22 protein-coding genes are annotated in these 19,586 nt (G+C 69.1%); 11 read left to right on the top strand and 11 right to left on the bottom strand.

What is annotated here, in order from left to right; translation table 11 throughout:
- Positions 1-163: 163 nt before the first annotated feature.
- From QNO21_RS05040 to QNO21_RS05030, 3 genes are read right to left on the bottom strand one after another with little or no spacing between them, the layout of a single operon-like run.
- Positions 164-532 (bottom strand): TraR/DksA family transcriptional regulator, encoded by a 369-nt coding sequence (locus QNO21_RS05040; RefSeq protein WP_257518759.1) that lies wholly within the window; start codon positions 530-532, stop codon positions 164-166.
- Complete coding sequence (locus tag QNO21_RS05035) at positions 529-1,176, bottom strand: SDR family oxidoreductase (RefSeq protein ID WP_257518758.1); 648 nt, start codon at positions 1,174-1,176, stop codon at positions 529-531. Before QNO21_RS05035 ends, QNO21_RS05040 begins: the two co-directional genes overlap by 4 nt.
- Before the next feature lie 50 nt (positions 1,177-1,226).
- Positions 1,227-2,693 (bottom strand): APC family permease, encoded by a 1,467-nt coding sequence (locus tag QNO21_RS05030; RefSeq protein ID WP_257518757.1) that lies wholly within the window; start codon positions 2,691-2,693, stop codon positions 1,227-1,229.
- A gap of 169 nt (positions 2,694-2,862) precedes the next feature.
- Here QNO21_RS05030 and QNO21_RS05025 point away from each other — a divergent pair, with 169 nt between their 5' ends.
- The gene (locus QNO21_RS05025; protein ID WP_257518756.1) at positions 2,863-3,777 is read left to right on the top strand and encodes a VOC family protein; all 915 of its coding nucleotides are present in this window, start codon (positions 2,863-2,865) and stop codon (positions 3,775-3,777) included.
- A 58-nt stretch (positions 3,778-3,835) separates the two neighbouring features.
- A complete protein-coding gene (locus QNO21_RS05020) occupies positions 3,836-4,858 on the top strand; it encodes an FUSC family protein (RefSeq protein WP_257518755.1) in 1,023 nt (340 codons plus the stop codon).
- Here the strand turns inward: QNO21_RS05020 and QNO21_RS05015 are convergent.
- Positions 4,842-5,237 (bottom strand): YchJ family protein, encoded by a 396-nt coding sequence (locus QNO21_RS05015; protein ID WP_257515433.1) that lies wholly within the window; start codon positions 5,235-5,237, stop codon positions 4,842-4,844. The genes QNO21_RS05020 and QNO21_RS05015 overlap by 17 nt on opposite strands.
- Before the next feature lie 91 nt (positions 5,238-5,328).
- Between QNO21_RS05015 and QNO21_RS05010 the strand changes: the two genes are divergently transcribed.
- From QNO21_RS05010 to QNO21_RS05000, 3 genes are all read left to right on the top strand, one after another.
- Positions 5,329-6,006: a Pr6Pr family membrane protein gene (locus QNO21_RS05010; RefSeq protein WP_257518754.1), complete on the top strand. Its 678-nt coding sequence runs from the start codon at positions 5,329-5,331 to the stop codon at positions 6,004-6,006.
- 90 nt (positions 6,007-6,096) lie between these two features.
- Positions 6,097-6,636 carry a hypothetical protein gene (locus QNO21_RS05005; RefSeq protein ID WP_257518752.1) on the top strand — a complete coding sequence of 180 codons (540 nt, stop codon included), beginning with the start codon at positions 6,097-6,099 and terminating at the stop codon, positions 6,634-6,636.
- Positions 6,630-7,388 (top strand): hypothetical protein, encoded by a 759-nt coding sequence (locus tag QNO21_RS05000; protein WP_257518751.1) that lies wholly within the window; start codon positions 6,630-6,632, stop codon positions 7,386-7,388. Before QNO21_RS05005 ends, QNO21_RS05000 begins: the two co-directional genes overlap by 7 nt.
- A gap of 68 nt (positions 7,389-7,456) precedes the next feature.
- Here the strand turns inward: QNO21_RS05000 and QNO21_RS04995 are convergent, their stop codons facing one another.
- Positions 7,457-7,705 carry a hypothetical protein gene (locus QNO21_RS04995; RefSeq protein ID WP_257518750.1) on the bottom strand — a complete coding sequence of 83 codons (249 nt, stop codon included), beginning with the start codon at positions 7,703-7,705 and terminating at the stop codon, positions 7,457-7,459.
- A gap of 46 nt (positions 7,706-7,751) precedes the next feature.
- On the opposite strand from QNO21_RS04995, the gene QNO21_RS04990 reads away from it, so the two are divergent.
- The gene (locus QNO21_RS04990; RefSeq protein ID WP_257518749.1) at positions 7,752-8,687 is read left to right on the top strand and encodes a 5'-3' exonuclease; all 936 of its coding nucleotides are present in this window, start codon (positions 7,752-7,754) and stop codon (positions 8,685-8,687) included.
- Positions 8,688-8,791: 104 nt separating this feature from the next.
- On the opposite strand, the gene QNO21_RS04985 is transcribed toward QNO21_RS04990, so the two are convergent.
- The 3 genes from QNO21_RS04985 to trpD all read right to left on the bottom strand — a co-directional run bounded on the left by QNO21_RS04985 (position 8,792) and on the right by trpD (position 11,499).
- Positions 8,792-9,790, bottom strand: a complete 999-nt coding sequence (locus QNO21_RS04985) for a PHP domain-containing protein (RefSeq protein WP_257518748.1) — start codon at positions 9,788-9,790, stop codon at positions 8,792-8,794.
- A gap of 55 nt (positions 9,791-9,845) precedes the next feature.
- A complete protein-coding gene (locus tag QNO21_RS04980; protein WP_257515440.1) occupies positions 9,846-10,340 on the bottom strand; it encodes an aromatic ring-opening dioxygenase LigA in 495 nt (164 codons plus the stop codon).
- A gap of 97 nt (positions 10,341-10,437) precedes the next feature.
- Positions 10,438-11,499 (bottom strand): anthranilate phosphoribosyltransferase, encoded by a 1,062-nt coding sequence (gene trpD / locus QNO21_RS04975; RefSeq protein ID WP_257515441.1) that lies wholly within the window; start codon positions 11,497-11,499, stop codon positions 10,438-10,440.
- 161 nt (positions 11,500-11,660) lie between these two features.
- Between trpD and ctaE the strand changes: the two genes are divergently transcribed.
- The 5 genes from ctaE to QNO21_RS04950 all read left to right on the top strand — a co-directional run bounded on the left by ctaE (position 11,661) and on the right by QNO21_RS04950 (position 16,569).
- Positions 11,661-12,272 carry an aa3-type cytochrome oxidase subunit III gene (gene ctaE, locus QNO21_RS04970; RefSeq protein ID WP_257515442.1) on the top strand — a complete coding sequence of 204 codons (612 nt, stop codon included), beginning with the start codon at positions 11,661-11,663 and terminating at the stop codon, positions 12,270-12,272.
- Positions 12,273-12,291: 19 nt separating this feature from the next.
- Entirely contained in the window at positions 12,292-13,092 is an 801-nt protein-coding gene (qcrC, locus tag QNO21_RS04965; protein ID WP_257517215.1) for a cytochrome bc1 complex diheme cytochrome c subunit, read from the top strand.
- Positions 13,093-13,133: 41 nt separating this feature from the next.
- Positions 13,134-14,213, top strand: coding sequence for a cytochrome bc1 complex Rieske iron-sulfur subunit (qcrA, locus tag QNO21_RS04960; RefSeq protein WP_257517216.1), 1,080 nt, complete (start codon positions 13,134-13,136; stop codon positions 14,211-14,213).
- Positions 14,210-16,030, top strand: coding sequence for a cytochrome bc1 complex cytochrome b subunit (qcrB, locus tag QNO21_RS04955; protein WP_257518747.1), 1,821 nt, complete (start codon positions 14,210-14,212; stop codon positions 16,028-16,030). The genes qcrA and qcrB overlap by 4 nt, the downstream gene beginning before the upstream one ends.
- Positions 16,031-16,164: 134 nt before the next feature.
- A complete protein-coding gene (locus QNO21_RS04950) occupies positions 16,165-16,569 on the top strand; it encodes a rhodanese-like domain-containing protein (RefSeq protein WP_257517112.1) in 405 nt (134 codons plus the stop codon).
- Between the two features lie 16 nt (positions 16,570-16,585).
- On the opposite strand, the gene QNO21_RS04945 is transcribed toward QNO21_RS04950, so the two are convergent.
- From QNO21_RS04945 to ctaD, 3 genes are read right to left on the bottom strand one after another with little or no spacing between them, the layout of a single operon-like run.
- Positions 16,586-17,380 (bottom strand): PP2C family protein-serine/threonine phosphatase, encoded by a 795-nt coding sequence (locus tag QNO21_RS04945; protein ID WP_257518746.1) that lies wholly within the window; start codon positions 17,378-17,380, stop codon positions 16,586-16,588.
- Positions 17,381-17,390: 10 nt separating this feature from the next.
- Entirely contained in the window at positions 17,391-17,825 is a 435-nt protein-coding gene (locus QNO21_RS04940; protein WP_257517114.1) for a cytochrome c oxidase subunit 4, read from the bottom strand.
- A 2-nt stretch (positions 17,826-17,827) separates the two neighbouring features.
- A complete protein-coding gene (gene ctaD, locus QNO21_RS04935; RefSeq protein WP_257518745.1) occupies positions 17,828-19,585 on the bottom strand; it encodes an aa3-type cytochrome oxidase subunit I in 1,758 nt (585 codons plus the stop codon).
- Between the last annotated feature and the right edge of the window lies 1 nt (position 19,586).

Here is a 19,586-nt window from a genome sequence, read left to right as displayed (position 1 = left end):
GGCCTCGAACAGGGCCGCGCACGCCAGGGCGAACGGAACCTCGGTAAGAGGCGAAGCGGATTGTGTGATGCGATGCCACGTGCAGCCACCGATACGGCGGCCACACGAATGACACTTCAGGATACCAGAGAACGGCGTCGAACCGCGAGGTTCCCGGGCCCCGTCAGCCCTGCGCGGCTGCCGCGCAGACCACGCAGCGGTCTGCGGCCGGCCGGGCTTGCAGCCGCGCCACCGGGATCTCCGCCCCGCACGTCACGCATACGCCGTACGTGCCCTGCGCCACGCGCTCGCGCGCGGCCTCGAGCTCGGCCCGCTCCGCCAGCGCGGCCCGGCGCAGCGCCTGCACCTGCGTCCACTCCCCGCTGAGCGTCGAGCCTTCCGGGTCATGCTCATCGTCGGCGGTGCCGTCCGCGCGGTCGCGGCGCAGCGACGCGTCGTCCTGGTCGAACCGCGCGATGCGCAGATCGACCTCCCGTCGACGGCGCTCGAGCTCGCCGGCCAGCGAGCGCAGCGCCGCGGCGCGGTCGGTCACAGTCCCCGCAGCGCGTCGGCTATCGGCACGTCGCCGTTGCCGAAGCGCACGGTGCGCCCGACGGTGGCCGGTTCGAGGAGGGATGCCGCGATGACCGCGGCGACGTCGGCGCGCGACACCGCGCCGTCGCCTTCGGGATCGAGGGAGATGCGGCCGGTGGGCGGGTCCTGCGTGAGGGTGCCTGGGGCGACGATCGTCCAGTCCAGACCGCTGGCCTGCAAGTGCTCGTCGGCGGCCCACTTCGCGTCGGCGTAGGCGAAGAAGGCGTCGTCGGGAGAGACACCGTGGTCGGCGCGTGAGCCGATCCACGAGACCATCACGAAGCGGGGCACTCCGGCCGCCGCGGCGGCGTCGATCGCACGGATCGCGGCATCGCGGTCGACGGCGTAGGTGCGCTCGGGCGAGCCGCCGCCCGCACCCGCCGCCCACACCACGACGTCGTTGCCGGAGACGAGGTTGGTGAGCTGGTCGCGGTCGAGCGACGTCACGTCGGTCACAACCGCCTGCGCGCCGGTGGCGGCGACGTCGGCTTCGTGGTCGGGATTGCGGATGACCGCGGTCACGGTGTCGCCGCGCTCGGCGAGGATCGGCTCGAGCTGCAGGGCGACCTTGCCGTGTCCGCCGATGATCAGGGTGCGTGCCATGGGGAACTCCTTGTGGGAAGCGAGCTCTCCACGCTAGCGCGCCACGCCCCTCATGGGGCCGGAACGTCCTGCGATTCCGGCGTCGCGGCGGCATCGGCAGCGGGCACGGCCAACACGCTGTGATGTCTGCTCCACAGCAGGTAGAACGCCAGCACGACCGCGACCCACGCGGCGAACCAGATGTACGTCGACCATCCGAGGCCGGCGATGAGGTACAGGCACGCGAGGATCGAGAGCACCGGCGTGACGGGGTATCCGGGCACCCGGAACGCTCGCGGCAGGTCGGGCCGGGTGCGACGCAGCACCATGACGCCGACCGAGACCACGATGAAGGCGACCAGAGTCCCCATCGAGACCAGGTCCCACAGGCTCGTGAGCGGCACGAGACCCGCGAGCACCGCCACTGCCGCCGACACCACGACCGTGGAGAAGACGGGGGTGCGCGTGCGCGGGTCCACCCGCGCGAACGCCTTCGGGATGAGCCCGTCGCGGCCGATCGTGTAGAGGATGCGGGTCTGGCCGAAGAGGATCACCAGCGTGACGGAGAAGATCGACACGACGGCGCCGGCCGCCAGCAGCGTCGCCGGCCACGATGCGCCCAGCACGTCGGCGAGGATGACCGCCAGCCCGGCGCTCTGCTGGGCGGGATCGCTGAAGTCGCCCCACGTCTGTGCGCCGACGGCGGCCACCGCGACGAGCAGATAGACCGAGACGACCACGGCGAGCGCGATGAGGATCGCACGCGGCAGCGAGCGCTGCGGGTCGCGGACCTCGTCGCCCGCCGTCGACACGGCATCCAGCCCGATGAAGGTGAAGAAGATGGTGCCGGCCGCCGCAGTCACCCCCGCCGCCCCGTGCGGGGCGAACTCGGCGAAGTTGTCCACGCGGAAGGCGGTGATGGCGATCGCGGCGAACATCAGCAGCACCGCCACCTTGATGACGACCATGATCGTGTTGACGACGGCGGATTCGCGCGTGCCCCGCACGAGCAGGACCGCGCACATGGCCACGAGCACGACGGCCGGCAGGTTCACGATGCCGCCCTCGAGCGGTCCCGCCATGAGTTCGGGCGGCAGGTGCCAGCCGAACACCGCGGCCAGCAGGTGGTCCAGGTACCCGCTCCAGCCCGACGACACCGCCGCGGCCGAGACGCCGTACTCGAGCATGAGGCAGGCGGCGACCCCCATCGCGACGATCTCGCCGAGGGTCACATAGGCATAGGAGTACGTCGATCCCGAAATCGGCACGGCGGAGGCCATCTCGGCGTAGCAGACGGCCGACAGGCCAGCGGCGATCGCGGCGATGACGAACGAGAGCAGCACGGCGGGGCCGGCCAGCGGCACCGACTCGTGCATGACGAAGAAGACGCCCGTGCCGATCGTGGCGCCGACACCGAGCATGGCCAGCTGGAAGGTGCCCAGGCGTCGGACGAGCCCGGTGCCGGAGTCGTCCTCGTTCTGCGGGGTGATCGGCTTGCGGCGGAACAGCGCATGCATCGCGCTCTGACGGGCCGGCATCCGATCTCCTTCTGTGTGTTGGACAACCATCGATTGTAAACCGCGCCACTATGACATCCCGCGCGAGGGGCGGGGAGAGGCTGTCAGTGCCGCCTCGCGGGAATGCCGCGGGCGTCGAGGCGGTTTGACCGGCTGACCCGACCCTCAACCCCCCACTGCAGGAGATCCCATGAGCACGGCAACACACGACCGGGTGCTGCACCCCGATGCGGCAATGGGCGCGGTGACCCTGCGCGTCGCGGACCTCGAGGCGATGAGCGGGTATTACACCCATGCCTTCGCGATGGAGCCCCTCGAGGAGAAGGCGCGCGGGCGCGAGGTGCACCGGGTGCTCGGCCGCGGATCCACCCCGCTCGTGCGGCTCGTCCACACCCCGGATCTGCCGCAGGCGGCCGCGCGCGAGGCGGGCCTGTATCACACCGCATTCCTCTTCGATGAGGCCGAAGCGCTGGCGGCGACGGTGTACCGCGCCGCGCAGCACCCCCTCAGTCGCTTCAGCGGCTCGGCGGACCATCTGGTGAGCGAGGCGTTCTACTTCACCGACCCCGAGGGCAACGGCGTCGAGCTGTACACCGACCGGGACCGCGCCGAATGGGTGCACGTGGCCGGTCAGATCCAGATGGACGTACTCGCCCTCGATCCGAACGAGTACCTCCGCCGCCACCTCACGCAGGAGGCGCTGGATGCCGGTCCCTCCCGTGCCGGCGCCGTCGGCCACGTGCACCTGCAGGTCGGGGACATCCCCACGGCCCGCGCCTTCTACCTCGACGCGCTCGGGTTCGAGGCCACCCAGAGCGCCTATCCCGGGGCGCTCTTCGCCGCCGCCGGCGGGTACCACCACCACATCGCGATGAACACGTGGAACAGCCGCGGCGCCGGTCCTCGCGCCGCGGCGCTGGGCCTGGGCGATATCTCGATCACCGTGCCCCGCCGCGAGGAGCTCGATGCCCTGGGTGCGCGCCTGCGCGACCACGGCATCGCCTACGACGGCGACGGCCGGTCGGTGCGCGCCGTGGATCCGTGGGGCACGCAGGTCACGGTCGCCCTCCCCGACCTCTCCCTTGACGAAGTGCTGCAGCGCTGACGGCTTTGCCCGGCCCGAGCACTGACGCGGCGTGGGGGCACGGCCTAGCGTTGATCACATGGCCCTGACCGCCGCCATCCGCGCCGATCGCCGACTCCCCCTGCTGCAGGTGGCCAAGTCGGCGCTGGCCACCGTGCTCGCGTGGGTGGTCGCCGGCGCCTTGCTCGGAGGTCCGCCTCCGGTGTTCGCGGCGATCGCGGCGCTGCTGGTGGTGCAGCCGAGCCCGAACCAGTCCGCGGCCAAGGCGATCGAGCGTACGGTCGGGGTCATCGCGGGCGTCGCGATCGGTTCGGCCCTGGGGCTGGCGTTCGGCACCCAGGCCTGGGTCGTGCCGGCGGCCGTCGTGACCTCGCTCGTGTTCGGCTGGGTGCTGCGCATGACGCCGGGGGTCAGCAACCAGACCGTCATCAGCTCGGTGCTGGTCCTCGCGCTGGGGGTCTCGACGCCCGGCTACGCGGGAGCGCGGGTCGTCGAGACGATCATCGGCGCGGCTCTGGGTCTGGCGGTGAGCGTGCTGCTGGCGCCGCCGGTGCACGCCACCCAGGCGCTCGACCGCGTGGACGCCCTGGGGCTTGAGACCGCCGCGACACTGGACCGTCTCGCGGACGCTTTCACGTCACCGCGCACCACGGCCGAGCTGGAGGAGATGCTGCTGACGGCGCGGCTGCTGCGCCCCATGCGGGATGCCGCGGAGAGCGCTCTGTCCACCTCGACCGACGCGCTCGCCCTCAACCCGCGCGCGCCCCACTTCCGTCCGCAGATCGACCATCTGCGCGAGCTGCTCGAGCGCTTCTCCGGCATCGTCACGCAGGTGATCGGCATCACCCGCGCGGTGCGCGAGTACGGCGGCAGCGGGCTCGTCGATGAGCCGTCCGCGCCCGCGATCGCAGAGCAGCTGCACCGAGCGGCACACGACCTGCGGCTGCTGACGAGCACGCCGGGTGAGCTCGCCGAAGACGAGGAGCCGGCCCTCACCCGCCCCCTTCGGATCCAGACGCCGTCGTCGACGAACTGGATGCTGATCGGATCGATCCTGGTGGACCTGCGCCGCGTACACGAAGCAATCACGGCTCCGCTGTGACCGGTGGGTCGATCACGCCGTCGAGATACCACCAGCGCCCGCTCTGCCGGACGAAGCGGCTGCGCTCGTGCAGCACCCCGCGGCTCGGGCCCTCGCTCCAGTGCGCACGGAACTCCACGTAGCCGCGCTTCTCGCCGGTCTCCGCGGTGACGACCTCCAGGCCCCGCCAGCGCAGGTCGGGGTCGAGGTCCAGGTGCTCCGGCCGGGTGCCGGGGTGCCAGGTCTGCTCGAGGTACGCGGTGTCGCCCACGACGAAGGCCGTGTACCGCGAGCGCATGAGTGCCTCGGGAGTCGGCGCCGGCACTCCGGCGAGGTGGCGTCCGCAGCACTCCCCGAAGGTGGCCTCGCTTCCGCACGGGCAGGGGTCGTGGTCACGCATGGTGCTGTCAGTCTCGCACCGCTTTGACACCGCGACGGCTGCCGCCTAGCGTTCAGGCGCACGATCGTGGCAGGCAGACGAGAGGAACACCGTGACCGCAGCGCCCCGTGCACGCTCCTGGGGCACCGCACAGCTCTGGTGGCGCGTCGCGATCGTCGCGGTGTGCCTGCTGGGGCTGTCCAGCGGCAACCACCGGCTCGTCTACTTCACGGTGCAGAGCAACGTCATCGTCTTCGCCTACTACGCCGGCGCGCTGTACTGGATGGTGCGCCGCGGCATCCCGGACGCTCCCGCACCCCGGCTGAGAGGCGCCGTGACGACATGGATCCTCACGACCGCCCTCGTCTCCCACGTGCTGCTCAACGAGGGAGCGAGTCCGCTGCCCGGGCTCATGGACGCAGATCCCGCGCAGGCGCTGGCGAACCAGTCACTGTTCCTCTTGCACTACGTCGTTCCGGGCATGGTGCTGGTGGACTGGCTGCTGTTCGGCCCCCGCCGGGCGGTGCGGTGGCGCGATGGCCTGCTCTGGCTGATCTACCCCGCCGCATACGCCGTCGTCACACTCTCCCGCGCGATCGCCTTTCCGACGATCGCGGACCGCTTTCCCTACCCCTTCCTCAACATCGACGTGCTCGGGCTGGGCGGGGCCGTGCTCGGCATGGCCCAGGTCGTCGCAGCGATCGCGGTCATCGCGGCCGGCGTCATCGGCCTGGACCGGTTGTCGGCCGTGATCGGCGACGGGCTGCGCGGGGTGGTCGCGCGCGGGTGATCCGCGGCGTCTGCTCGTCGCTGTCGCGTCACTGTGGCGCCGCTGTGGATAACCGGATGCCGTGCGAGCGCTGCGCGGTAGCGTGTGCGCATGAAGGCACATGGCGCGGTCGGGGCAGTCGCCTCGGTCCTGCTCGTGCTGGCTCTGACCGGCTGCGTCGCGGAGCCCGAACCGGCTCCCACCCCCACAGCGACCGGGTTCGCCTCGGAGGCGGAGGCCTTCGCCGCGGCCGAGGAAACCTACCGCGCCTACGTCGATGCGCTGAACCAGGTGGACCTCAGCGACCCCGACACATTCGAGGCGGTCTACGCGTGGACCACGGGGGAGCTGAATGCGAGCGATCGCACCTCGTTCAGTGAGTGGCATGCAGAGGGGTACGAGATCAGGGGAACAGCCTCGGTCGCTCAAGTCGTGCTTGCAGAGTTCGCGGATGGCCCCTCCGCGCAGACCGTAATCGAAGCCTGCTACGTGATCAGCGATGTCGACGTTCTGAACCCTGCTGGAGATTCCGTAGTTGCACGGGATCGGCCTCCGGTTCAGTCACTACGAGTGACGCTCAGCCCCAGCGAGTCCACAAGGACGATGCTGGCGCTAGAGGCCATCGAAGCGGCGGTGACGTTATCGTGCTAGCCGCAATACTGCTCGCCGGCTTCCTCGCTGCCGGGCCCTCCCCTGCCGGCGTCTGTGACAGCGCTAGCAATCTGATCGACGCCTGCACGCGCAACACCGGATCGTCGGTCGAAATCGGCGCCGACTACACGGCGGGCGGCGGCGGAGGTGGTGGCGGCGGCGGGAACCAGGGCGGCGCGGTCCGTCCCGAGGTTCCGGCGCCGGGACCCGCCCCGGTGTGCAACACGGTCGTCGGGTGCCGCGGCGGCTACCAGGTGTGGACTCCCCCGGAGGTCACGATCAGCGACCTCGCGGCGTTCACGCCGGCGCGCCCGTCGTTCACGGCGGAACCCGACGGCGTCGCAGTGCGCGGCATGCCGGCCAACTTCGTCGCCGCGGCGACGGAGCAGCACATCGCGGGCGAGCTGTTCGACTACCCGGTGGTCGTGCGCTTCGTGCCCGCCGCGTTCGTGTTCCACTACGGCGACGGCTCCAGCCGCACCTCCTCGACCGGTGGCGCCAGCTGGCCGACGCTCGGGCAGGCGCAGTTCACCCCCACCGCCACCAGTCACGCCTACGGCGAGCGGGGCGACTACGCCGCCTCGGTCACCGTGCGCTACGCGGCATCCGTCGATTTCGGCACCGGCTCGTGGCGCGAGGTGCCCGGGTTCGTCGACGCGACGGCGGGCGGATACGCCGTGCGAGTCGTCGAGGTGCACACGGCGCTCGTGGACCGCACCTGCCTCGAGGACCCGAGAGGTCCCGGGTGCTGAGGGTCACCGCGTGACCGACCGCCTCATGCTGCCCGACACGGCGTCGGCGTACCGCAGCACGTCTCGTGCTACGGCGTCGCCGCCGGTACCGACCCGACCTGGCTCGCCGCTCCTCGCCGCATCCGCAGCGCGTTCCGCCCTGATGCGACGGCGAGGGCACCGAACGCGATGAGCACCCCAGCCCCCGCGAGGATCCCGAAACTGCCATCGCCCTTGACGACCTGCATGATCAGGATCGTCGCACCAGCGGCGGCAGCGAACACGTAGAGAACCGTCAAGCCGAGCGCGCCACGGATGCTGGTCGATGTCGCAGACATTCCGCAACTGTATCGAGGGCGACGCGGCCGACAGTAGCCTGTCGACGTGTCCTCCCGCTCAGAAAAGCTGCTTCTCCTCGACACCGCATCCCTGTACTTCCGGGCGTTCTACGGGGTGCCCGACAAGGTGCGCGCCCCCGACGGCACGCCCGTCAACGCCGTCCGCGGGCTGCTCGACATGATCGCGAAGCTGACGACGACCTACGAGCCGACCGACATGGTCGCCTGCTGGGACGACGACTGGCGCCCGCAGTGGCGCGTCGACCTCATTCCGACGTACAAGACGCACCGCGTCGCGGAGGTCGTGCCGGGCGCGCCCGACGTCGAGCAGGTCCCCGACCCGCTCGAGGCGCAGATCCCGGTGATCCGCGAGGCCCTCGCGCTGCTCGGCATCCCGGTGGTCGGGCGTGCCGACCACGAGGCCGACGACGTCATCGGCACCCTCGCGACCCGCGCGACCATGCCCGTCGACATCGTCACCGGCGACCGCGACCTCTTCCAGCTCGTCGATGACGCCCGCGACGTGCGGGTGATCTACACCGCCCGCGGCATGAGCAACCTCGAGGTCGTCACTGACGCCACCGTCGTGTCGAAGTACCGCATCCTGCCCACGCAGTACGCCGACTACGCCACGCTGCGCGGTGACGCGTCCGACGGATTGCCGGGGGTCGCCGGGATCGGCGACAAGACGGCGGCGACCCTGCTCGCGGCCCACGGTGACCTCGACGGCATCCGTGCCGCCGCCGCGTCCGGCGACGGGATGTCCGCCACGGTCGCCAGCCGCATCCTCGGCGCCGCCGACTACCTCGACGTCGCCCCGACGGTGGTGGGGGTGGTCACCGACCTCGACATCGCCGCGCCGGAGTCCCGGCTGCACGCACCGGATGCCGCCACCCGCGACGCCGCCGAGGCGTTCGCCGAGCACTGGGGACTCGGCACCTCGATGAAGCGGGCGCTGGACGCGCTGGCCACCCGCGACTGAGAAACCACTTTCCGACCGAGACCCACCGCCACGCGTGGTGTCTCGGCGGGCGAATGGTGTCTCGCCGGAAAAGTGTTTCCCCCGTGACGCCGCTGGCGGCCGGCTCAGCGCCGGCGGCCCGTCCACTCGCGCAGACGGTCGAGGGGCCAGGTGGTCACGATCCGGTCGGCGGGCACGCCGGCACGCTCGGCACGCGCGGCCCCGTGGTCGATGAGCGACAGCTGCCCCGGGGCGTGAGCGTCGGAGTCGATCGAGAAGAGGCATCCCGCCTCCAACGCGATGGCGATGAGCTCGTCGGGCGGGTCCTGCCGCTCGGGGCGCGAGTTGATCTCGACGGCGACCTGGTTCTCCGCGCACGCGGCGAAGACCGTCGCTGCGTCGAACAGTGACGGCGGACGCGTCCCCCGCGACCCCTCGACGAGTCGGCCGGTCACGTGCCCGAGCACGTCGACGTGCGGGTTGCCGACCGCCGCCACGAGGCGCCGGGTCATCGGGCCGCGCTCCATGCGCAGCTTCGAGTGCGCCGACGCGACCACGACGTCGAGCTCGGCCAGCAGGTCCTCCTGCTGGTCCAGCCCGCCCTGATCGAGGATGTCGACCTCGATCCCGCTCAGCAGCGTGAACCCGTCGCCGCTGAACTGCGGAAGCAGCGCCAGCTGCTCGCGCAGCCGCTCGGGTGAGAGCCCGTTGGCGACACGCAGCCGGGGTGAGTGGTCGGTGAGGGCGAGGTACTCGTGACCGAGCGCGCGGGCAGCCTGCACGATGAGGTCGATCGAGGTGAGGCCGTCGGACCAGTCGGAGTGGCTGTGCAGGTCTCCCCGCAGGCGTGCGCGCAGGTCGGAGCCGACCGGCGCGACCCCGGCGCTCTCCCGCAGCTCGACGAGGTAGGTCGGCACCTCGCCCGCCAGCGCCTGCTGGATGACGGCGAAGGTCGAGTCCCCGATCCCCTTGCGTCGCCGCAATGCGGCGGAATCCCGCAGTGCCGCCTCATCGAGACCCTCGATCGCGGCGGCCGCCGCGCGAAACGCCTTGGACCGATAGCGCGAGGCCCGCTCTCGTTCGAGCAGGCCGGCGATCTCGCTGAGTGCCTCGTGGGGATGCATGGCGACAGAGTACGGGCCCGCACCGAGGCGGTGCGGGCCCGTATGGTCCGAGAAGTCAGGAGGTGGTGAGCGTTGACCGCTTCACGACGACCGGGATCGAGGCGAGGCGATGGATCGCCCAGCCGAAGATGATCGACAGCACACCCATGCCCATGGCGAAGGCAGCGACGCCGAACGACACGACCGAGGTGAACAGCGATGCCCGCAGGAACGACGCGTTCATCATCGTGGCCCGCACCGGGTCTTCCTTGTCGAGCTCGGCGTACGTCTTGCCGTCCGAGGAGTGCAGGGCGTGCTGCTGGATGATGTCCGCCTGCACGAATGCGGTGAAGGGACCGGCGACCGTCTGACCCTGGAAGGCCATCGCGTCATCGGGGACGGTGATGTTCTCGGCGCGCAGCTGCGAGGAGACCATGACCCAGACGACGATGCCGACGATGATCAGTGCCACACCGCCCAGGATGCCGATGATGCCGGCGGCCTTGATCAGGCCGACCTTGCGGGTGGGCGATTCGATGGTGTCGGCCGTGGTGGCCGGTGCTTCCGACATGCGGGGGTGCTCCTTGTGATCGGGGTGTTCCCTCAACCTAGCGGGGGCAGCGCCCGGCCCGACACACCAACGCCGTGAATAAGAAACGCCTCAGTGCTCAGCCGCCGAGCTGCTGGGTCGTCTCCACCCACGAAACCAGTGTGGCGGCGGCGGAGCCGTCGTCGATCGCGGCTGCCGCGGCATCCTTCCCTTCGGCCAGTCGCTCGAGGATCGGACGCTGCGACTGGGCGGGGTCCAGCGAGAGCCGGTAGGACACGATGCCGGCGGCGGTGTTCAGCAGCACGATGTCGCGCACCGGCCCCGGCTCACCGTCGAGCACCCTGCGCACCACAGCGGCGTTGTGGTCGGGCTCCCCACCCAGCAGGTCGTCGATGTCTGCCAGCGGGATGCCGAGATCGCGCGGGTCCAGGTCGTGCTCGTGGACGTCGCCCAGGCTGATCTCCCAGAGCCGGCTGTGACCGGTGGTGGTCAGCTCGTCGAGCCCGTCGTCGCCGCGGAAGACCAGGGCGGTCGCGCCGCGGGTGCGGAACACTCCGGTGATGAGCGGGACGCGATCGAGCTGTGCCACGCCCACGGCATTCGCCTCCGCTCGGGCCGGGTTGCAGAGGGGGCCGAGGAAATTGAAGACGGTCGGCACGCCGAGCTCGCCGCGTGTGGCGCCGGCGTGCCGGAAACCGGGGTGGAACGCCGACGCGAAGGCGAACGTGATGCCCGTCCGCGCCAGCGTCTGCGCGACGGCATCGGGTGACAGCGACAGATCCACGCCGAGCGCGCGCAGCACGTCCGAAGAGCCGGACTTCGAGCTGGCCGCCTTGTTCCCGTGCTTGACGACCGGAACACCCGATGCCGCGGCGACGATCGCGGACATCGTCGACACGTTGACCGTGCCGAAGCGGTCACCGCCGGTCCCGACGATGTCGAGCACCTGCGACGGCACGGGCAGCGGAACGGCCGCTTCGAGGATCGCGTCGCGGAACCCGACGATCTCGTCGATCGTCTCTCCCTTCGCCCGGAGGGCGACGAGGAATCCGGCCAACTGCGAAGGCGTGGCGGCGCCCGTCATCACCTGCCGCATCGCCCAGGTCGACTCCGACACGCTGAGATCACGCGCATCGAGAAGAGTGGTGAGGATTTCGGGCCACGAGTAGAGCTCCGCCATGGGGATCGATCCTATCGGGGGCCGATCAGCGAATTCTCAGCGCGCTCTGAGGGCGGACTCACTTCACCCAGCCGATCACCAGCCGTCCGATGGGAAACTTAGGGCCGACTTTCAGCCATAATGAATGTGTGACGAGCTCTCCAACGACCTATCCCCAGGCCATGCGGTCGGTCAAGCGACCCGACCCGGTCGCCGTCGGCACCATTGTCTGGCTCGGCAGCGAGGTCATGTTCTTCGCGGGCCTTTTCGCGATCTTCTTCACGCTGCGCAGCACCTCCCCGGAGCTGTTCGCGGCGCGGTCGGAGATCTTGAACGTGCCGTTCGCTGCGATCAACACCTTCATCCTCGTGCTGTCGTCCTTCACCTGCCAGGCCGGCGTCTTCGCCGCCGAGCGCTTCCAGTCCTACCGCACCGGCAGCTTCTGGAACGTCCGCAAGTGGGGCATGACCGAGTGGTTCTTCCTCACCTTCATCATGGGTGCGGTGTTCGTCTCCGGCCAGATCTGGGAGTACGCGACCCTCGTCGCCGAAGGCCTGCCGATCTCCGCAGACGCGTACGCGTCGGCCTTCTACATCACGACCGGCTTCCACGCGCTGCACGTCACCGGCGGCCTGATCGCCTTCCTGATGGTCATCGGCCGCGCCTACGCGGTCAAGAACTTCGGGCGCAAGGAGATGACCACCGCGATCGTCGTGTCCTACTACTGGCACTTCGTCGACGTCGTGTGGATCGTCCTGTTCGCCGTCATCTACCTGCTGCCCTTCGCGAGCTGAGAGCGAGCTGAAAAAGCCCATGGCACGACACACCCCTCGCCGCTCGAACGGCCGCCGCAGCCCCTGGGCCGCCGCCGCCCTCATCGGCATCGGCCTTCTCGTCACCGGCGGCGTCTACGCGGGAGCATCCGCTGCCGTGGCCGCCTCTGAGCCGCAGACGGTTTCCTCTGCACTCACGGTCGAAGACGGCAAGAAGCTGTTCCAGGCCAACTGCGCCACCTGTCACGGACTGGACCTCCAGGGCTCCGCGAACGGCCCGTCGCTGTACGGCGTCGGCGAACTCTCGGTCGAGTTCCAGATGGCCACGGGCCGCATGCCGCTGCAGATGCAGGGCCCGCAGGCTCCGCAGAAGCCGGTGCAGTTCACGCAGGAGCAGATCGAGGCGATCGCGGCGTTCACGCAGTCCGTCGCCCCCGGCCCGAGCTACCCCGACGCGCGCGTCCTCGACGGCGAAGGCGATGTCTCGGCGGGCGCGGAGCTCTTCCGCATCAACTGCGCGATGTGCCACAACGTCGCTGCGGCCGGTGGCGCCCTCACCGAGGGCAAGTACGCGCCCCCCATCACGGACACCAGCGCGCTGCACATCTACGCCGCGATGGTGACCGGCCCGCAGAACATGCCCGTCTTCAACGACCTGACGCTCACCACGGACGAGAAGCGCGACATCATCTCGTCGCTGCTGTACATGCAGGAGAACCCGTCTCCCGGCGGTTTCACCCTCGGCTCGCTCGGCCCCGTGTCGGAGGGTCTCTTCATCTGGATCTTCGGTATCGGCGGTTTGATCGCACTCACCGTGTGGATCACGGCGAAGTCGAACTGATCGATCACTGACACAGCATCACGGAACGCACGAGGAGCACCATGACACACGAGGACGACGCGCTCGAGCACGAGAGGGCTTCCTGGAAGCCTTCCCCGGGGCTCGCGGTCGCGGTATCCGACCCCGTGCACAACCCCGGCCTGCCGCCGCACCGCGCACGCATCACCGACAAGGATCCCGCCGCGATGAAGCGGGCCGAGCGCACGGTGTACACCCTGTTCTACCTTTCCCTCGCCGGGAGCATCTGGGCGGTCGCCGCCTACATGATCTTCCCGATCGAGAGCGGGTCGCTCATCGACATCCGCAACAACAACCTCTTCATCGGACTCGGCATCGGGCTCGCGCTGCTGGCCATCGGCATCGGTGCGATCCACTGGTCCAAGGCGATCATGTCCGACAAGGAGTTCACCGAGCCGCGTCACGCCACCCGCGGCCGCGACACGACGCGCGAAGCCGCCGTCGATGTCTTCCGTGAGGCCAACGAGGAGTCCGGTTTCGGTCGTCGCACGATGATCCGCAACTCGCTGATCGCCGCCGTCGTGGCATCCGTCGTCCCCGGCATCACGCTCTTCCGCGGCCTGGCGCCCGAGAACACTCCCGAGCACCCCCACGCCGGCGACCCGGTGTACCTGCTCAGCCACACCATGTGGAAGGAAGGCGAGCGTCTGGCGCACGACCCCAGCGGTCTGCCGATCCGTGCCGCCGACCTGACGCTGGGATCGGTCGTGCAGGTGATCCCCGAGTCGCTCGCGTCCCTGAGCCACCATGACGGCTACCTCGAAGAGAAGGCCAAGGCGATCGTCCTTGCCGTGCGCATGCTCCCCGAGCAGCTCAAAGAGACCGAGGAGCGCAAGGACTGGTCGTACGACGGCATCGTCGCGTACTCCAAGGTCTGCACGCACGTCGGCTGCCCCGTCGCCCTGTACGAGCAGCAGACCCACCACCTGCTGTGCCCCTGTCACCAGTCGCAGTTCGACGTCACCGACGGCGCGGCCGTCATCTTCGGCCCCGCCGCGCGCCCGCTGCCGCAGCTGCCGATCACCGTCGACGATGAGGGCTACCTCATCGCACGCAGCGACTTCACCGAGCCGGTCGGCCCGAGCTTCTGGGAGCGTCATTGAGCACCGCAACTGTCACTGAGGAAACGACCGAGAGGTCGAAGAACTCCGACGAGAAGCCGCTCGGCGGCCGTTTCGTCGCGGGTGCGGCGAACTACCTCGACGAGCGCACGAGCATCTCGGGCCTCGTCAAGGAGCTCGGTCGCAAGATCTTCCCCGACCACTGGTCGTTCATGCTCGGCGAGATCGCCCTGTGGAGCTTCGTCGTCGTGCTCCTGTCCGGCACGTTCCTGACGTTCTTCTTCCAGGCGTCGATGGTCGAGACGCACTACTACGGCGCCTACGAGGCGATGCGCGGCATCCCGATGTCGGCGGCCATGGAATCCACACTGCGGATCTCGTTCGACATCCGCGGTGGTCTGCTGGTGCGCCAGATCCACCACTGGGCAGCGCTCGTGTTCGTCGCCGGCATCGGCGTGCACATGCTGCGCGTCTTCTTCACCGGCGCGTTCCGCAAGCCGCGCGAGCTCAACTGGGTGATCGGCTTCGTGCTGTTCGTCCTCGCGATGGGTGAGGGCTTCACCGGCTACTCGCTCCCCGACGACCTGCTCTCGGGCAACGGTCTGCGCATCATCGACGGCATGGTCAAGGGCATTCCGCTGATCGGCACCTGGACGTCATTCCTGCTCTTCGGCGGCGAGTTCCCGGGAGTCGACATCGTCGGCCGCCTGTACACGCTGCACATCCTGCTGCTGCCGGCGATCCTCGTGGCGCTCCTGGCGCTTCACCTCATGCTCATGATCGTGAACAAGCACACGCAGTTCGCCGGCCCCGGCCGCACGAACAGCAACGTCGTGGGATACCCGATGGTGCCGGTCTACATGTCGAAGATGGGCGGCTTCTTCTTCATCACGTTCGGTGTGATCGTGCTGATCGCGTCGCTGTTCACCATCAACCCGGTGTGGAACTACGGCCCGTACGACCCGTCCCCCGTCTCGGCCGGTACTCAGCCTGACTGGTACATCGGCTTCGCCGACGGCGCTCTGCGTCTGGTGCCCCCGCACCTGGAGTCGGTCTTCCTCGACCGCACCTGGTCGTGGAACATCCTGCTGCCGCTGGGCGTGCTGGTCATCTTCATCCTGCTCGTCGCCATCTACCCCTTCATCGAGGCGTGGATCACCGGCGACAAGCGCGAGCACCACATCGCCCAGCGTCCCCGCAACGCCGCCACCCGCACCGCCATCGGCGCCGCAGGTGTCACCTTCTACGCGGTGCTGTGGGCTGCGGCTTCGTCCGACCTCATCGCCACGCACTTCCATCTGACGATGGAGGGCGTCATCCACGCCCTGCAGGCACTGCTCATCGTCGGGCCGATCCTCGCCTACTTCGTCGCCAAGCGCATCGCTCTCGCGCTGCAGAAGAAGGACCGCGAGATCGTGCTGCACGGCTACGAATCCGGCCGCATCGTCCGCCTCCCCGGCGGCGAGTACATCGAGGTGCACCAGCCGGTCGACGAGTACGAGCGCGTCAAGCTGGTCGATGTCGAGACGAACGCCCCGCTGGTTGTGCGCCCCAATGCCAAGGGACGCATCCCGTGGCACGAGAACATGCGCTCCGCACTGTCGCGCTGGTTCTTCGAGGACCGCCTCACGCCGCTCACGCAGACCGAGCTCGACGCGGCGCTGGAGCACCAGCACCACTCGCTCGAGCACATGCAGGAAGAGGAAGCCGCTGAACTGCAGGGCGCCCACGAGCGCGCCGGCGTCCCCGACGCTCCCCTGCACCCGATCGACGACGGTCACAACAGCGAGACGGCCGTGCGTCCGTCGAACGTGATCATCCCCGACGAGGGCGACAAGAAGGACAAGAAGGACTCCTGAGTCCCGATACGAGAAAGGCCCCGGCGTTCCGCGCCGGGGCCTTTCTCGTCTCCCGTGGAGGGTATGGCAGGATTCCTCCCCACTGCGACCGCCCGCCGATGTGACCGCCACGAGGGCCGCGCTACGGTGGCGGCATGACGGATGCCGAGACCTACTTCGCCGCGAAGCTGCGCCACGAGACCGACGCGAGCGACGTGTACGAGGCTCAGCGCGCGGGGACCGCCCTGACCATCGTCGATGTGCGCAGCGACGCGGCGTGGGCACAGGGACGCGTCGCGGGCGCGGTGCACCTGCCCTACCGCGAGATCCCGGCGCGCGCGACGGCAGAGATCGACCGGGCGACACCGGTCGTCGTGTACTGCTGGGGACCCGGATGCAACGCGGGCGCCAAAGCGGCCCTGGCCTTCGCCGCGGCGGGGTACTCCGTGCGGGAGATGATCGGCGGCTACGAGTACTGGGTGCGCGAGGGGCTGCCGACGCAGGACGACGACGGGCCGCTGGCGCGCCGGTTCGATCCGCTCACCATGGTGGTGCGCTAAGGCACGCCGAGCGAACTCAGGCGCTGTCGAGGCCCTCGAGAAAGCGGGCCGCCGCCGCGCCGGCGAACACCGGGGCGTCGGGTGACACCCGGTCGGTTGCCGCGACGATGTCGCACACGACGGCTGTCGCGTTGTCGCGGGTGCCGGCATCCAAGGCGACTCGCACGACCCAGTCCGCCGCGCGTTCGGGGGTCGGGGCTAGCGCGAGAAGCCGCTCCAGCTCGTCATGTGGAACATAGTCGCTCACCCCGTCGCTGCACAGCAGCCATCGATCCCCGAGCACCGCGTCCACGCTTGCGACGCTGACGGTGTCTTCGTCGTCTCCGCTGAGCGACGCCGTGATGACATTGCGGCGCGGGTGCACAGCGGCTTCCTCCGGGCTGAGGAGACCCTGGTCGACCAGAGCCTGCACGAGCGAGTCGTCGCGCGTCTGGCGCGTGAGCAGACCGTCCCGCAGCAGGTAGGCGCGGGAGTCGCCGGTGTGGGCGAGCAGCAGTTCACCGGTGCCCGCGAACCACAGCCCGGTGAGTGTCGTGGCCATGCCCGCGAGGGCGGGGTTTCGTCGCGTGTGCGCGCCGATGTCCCAGTTCGCCCAGCGGATGCGCGATACCAGGTTCTCTGCATCCCGCATCTCGGGAGCGCCGGCCGCCAGGCGGTGAAGGAGCGCCGCGGATGCGAGATCGCCCGCCGGTCCCCCGCCGACTCCGTCGGCGACGCCCGCCCCCCAGGATGCCGCGAACGCGGCATCCTGGTTGACGGTGCGGAACTCGCCGACGTCCGAGACGGCGGCGGCTCTCAGTCGAGCCGACATGGCGTGGCGCTCAGCGAGCGAAGTACCCGCGGTAGTACTCGAACACCCAGCCCACGATGGCGATGACGAAGACGGCGACGCCGATCGGGATCATGAAGGTGCCGACGGCGAAGCCGATCATGGCCAGTGCAGCCGAGAAGGCCAGGACGATCGGCCACCACGACCACGGGCTGAACTCACCCATCTCGGGGTCGCCGTCGTCGATGTCCGCCGTGAGGATGTCCTCGGGCAGCTCACCGCCCTGGGCCTTGTGCACGCGGCCGACATAGAACCCGATCAGCGCGGACATGAAGACCGAGAAGAACAGAGCAACCGTGCCGACCCACTCGATCGCCTGGTACCAGGCGAGCTCGGGGTAGGCGATGATGTTCCACCAGGTGTAGACGATTGCGACCAGCAAGAAGAAGCCGGCGAGGAGCCACCAGAGGTTGACATTGGTCTTCATCGCTACTTCACCTCTCCCTCGGCGACATCGACAACGGGGGCATCGGGCGCGTCCTTGGCGGGACCCACACCGACCGGCACGGCCGCTTCCGGGTGGTTGACGTCGAACGCGGGACGTTCGCTGCGGATGCGCGGGATCGAGGTGAAGTTGTGCCGCGGCGGCGGGCAGCTGGTCGCCCACTCCAGCGAACCCCCGTAACCCCACGGGTCGTTGACGGTCACCTTCGGAGCCTTGCGCGCCGTGATCCAGACGTTGAGGAAGAACGGCAGCATCGAGGCGCCGAGGATCATCGCACCGACTGTGGAGATCTGGTTCTCCCAGGTCCAGCCGTCAGCGGCCGAGTAGTCGGCGTAGCGGCGGACCATGCCGTCCACGCCCAGCCAGTGCTGCACGAGGAAGGTCATGTGGAAGCCGATGAACAGCATCCAGAAGTGCACGTAGCCGAGGCGCTCGTTGAGCATGCGGCCGGTCCACTTCGGCCACCAGAAGTAGAACCCGGCGAACATCGCGAACACGACCGTGCCGAACACCACGTAGTGGAAGTGCGCCACCACGAAGTACGAGTCAGACAGGTGGAAGTCCAGCGGCGGCGACGCCAGGATCACGCCGGTCAGCCCACCGAACACGAACGACACCAGGAACCCGAGAGCGAACACCATAGGAGTCTCGAAGGTGATTGACCCTCGCCACATGGTGCCGATCCAGTTGAAGATCTTCACCCCTGTCGGCACCGCGATCAGCATCGTCATCAGAGCGAAGAACGGCAGCAGCACCGCCCCGGTGACATACATGTGGTGCGCCCACACCGCCACCGACAAAGCCGCGATCGCGATCGTGGCGTACACCAGCGTCTTGTACCCGAAGATCGGCTTACGGCTGAACACCGGGAAGATCTCCGACACGATGCCGAAGAACGGCAGCGCGATGATGTACACCTCAGGGTGACCGAAGAACCAGAACAGGTGCTGCCAGAGGAGCACCCCGCCGTTCTGCGGGTCGAAGATGTGCGAGCCGAGGATGCGGTCCGACGCCGCCGACAGGATCGCCGCGGCCAGCACCGGGAACGCCATCAGGATCAGGATGCTCGTGATGAGCGTGTTCCACGTGAAGATCGGCATGCGCCACATCGTCATGCCCGGAGCGCGCATCGTGACGATGGTGGTGATGAAGTTCACCGCACCGAGGATCGTGCCGAACCCGCTCATGCCCAGGCCCAGCATCCACAGGTTGCCGCCGGCGCCGGGCGAGAAGCTCGCGTTGGCCAGGGGCTGGTAGGCGAACCAGCCGAACGATGCCGCACCCTGCGGGGTGAGGAAGCCGGAGATCGCGATGATCGAGCCGAAGAGGAAGAGCCAGAACGCGAACGCGTTCAGACGCGGGAACGCGACGTCGGGAGCGCCGATCTGCAGCGGCAGGATCGCGTTGGCGAAACCGGCGAACAGCGGGGTCGCGAACATCAGCAGCATGATCGTGCCGTGCATCGTGAACAGCTGGTTGTACTGCTCCATGGTCGGCACGACCTGCATGCCCGGCTCGAACAGCTCGGCGCGGATGATGAGCGCCATCACGCCGCCGAGCAGGAAGAACAGCACCGACGAGATCAGGTACATGTACCCGATGGTCTTGTGGTCAGTGGAGGTGATCCACTTGACGATCAGGTTGCCCTTCTGCTCCACGCGCGACGAGCTCATCAGAGCCGCCTGACGCGGGGGAAGGGTGGTGGGTCGGGCCTGTCCCGTGCCCTCGAGTGTCGTCGCCATC

The sequence above is a fragment of the Microbacterium sp. zg-Y818 genome, assembly GCF_030246905.1.
GTDB lineage: Bacteria > Actinomycetota > Actinomycetes > Actinomycetales > Microbacteriaceae > Microbacterium.
Note: the sequence above shows the minus strand (reverse complement) of the source record. Positions and strands in the feature narration are given on the sequence as shown.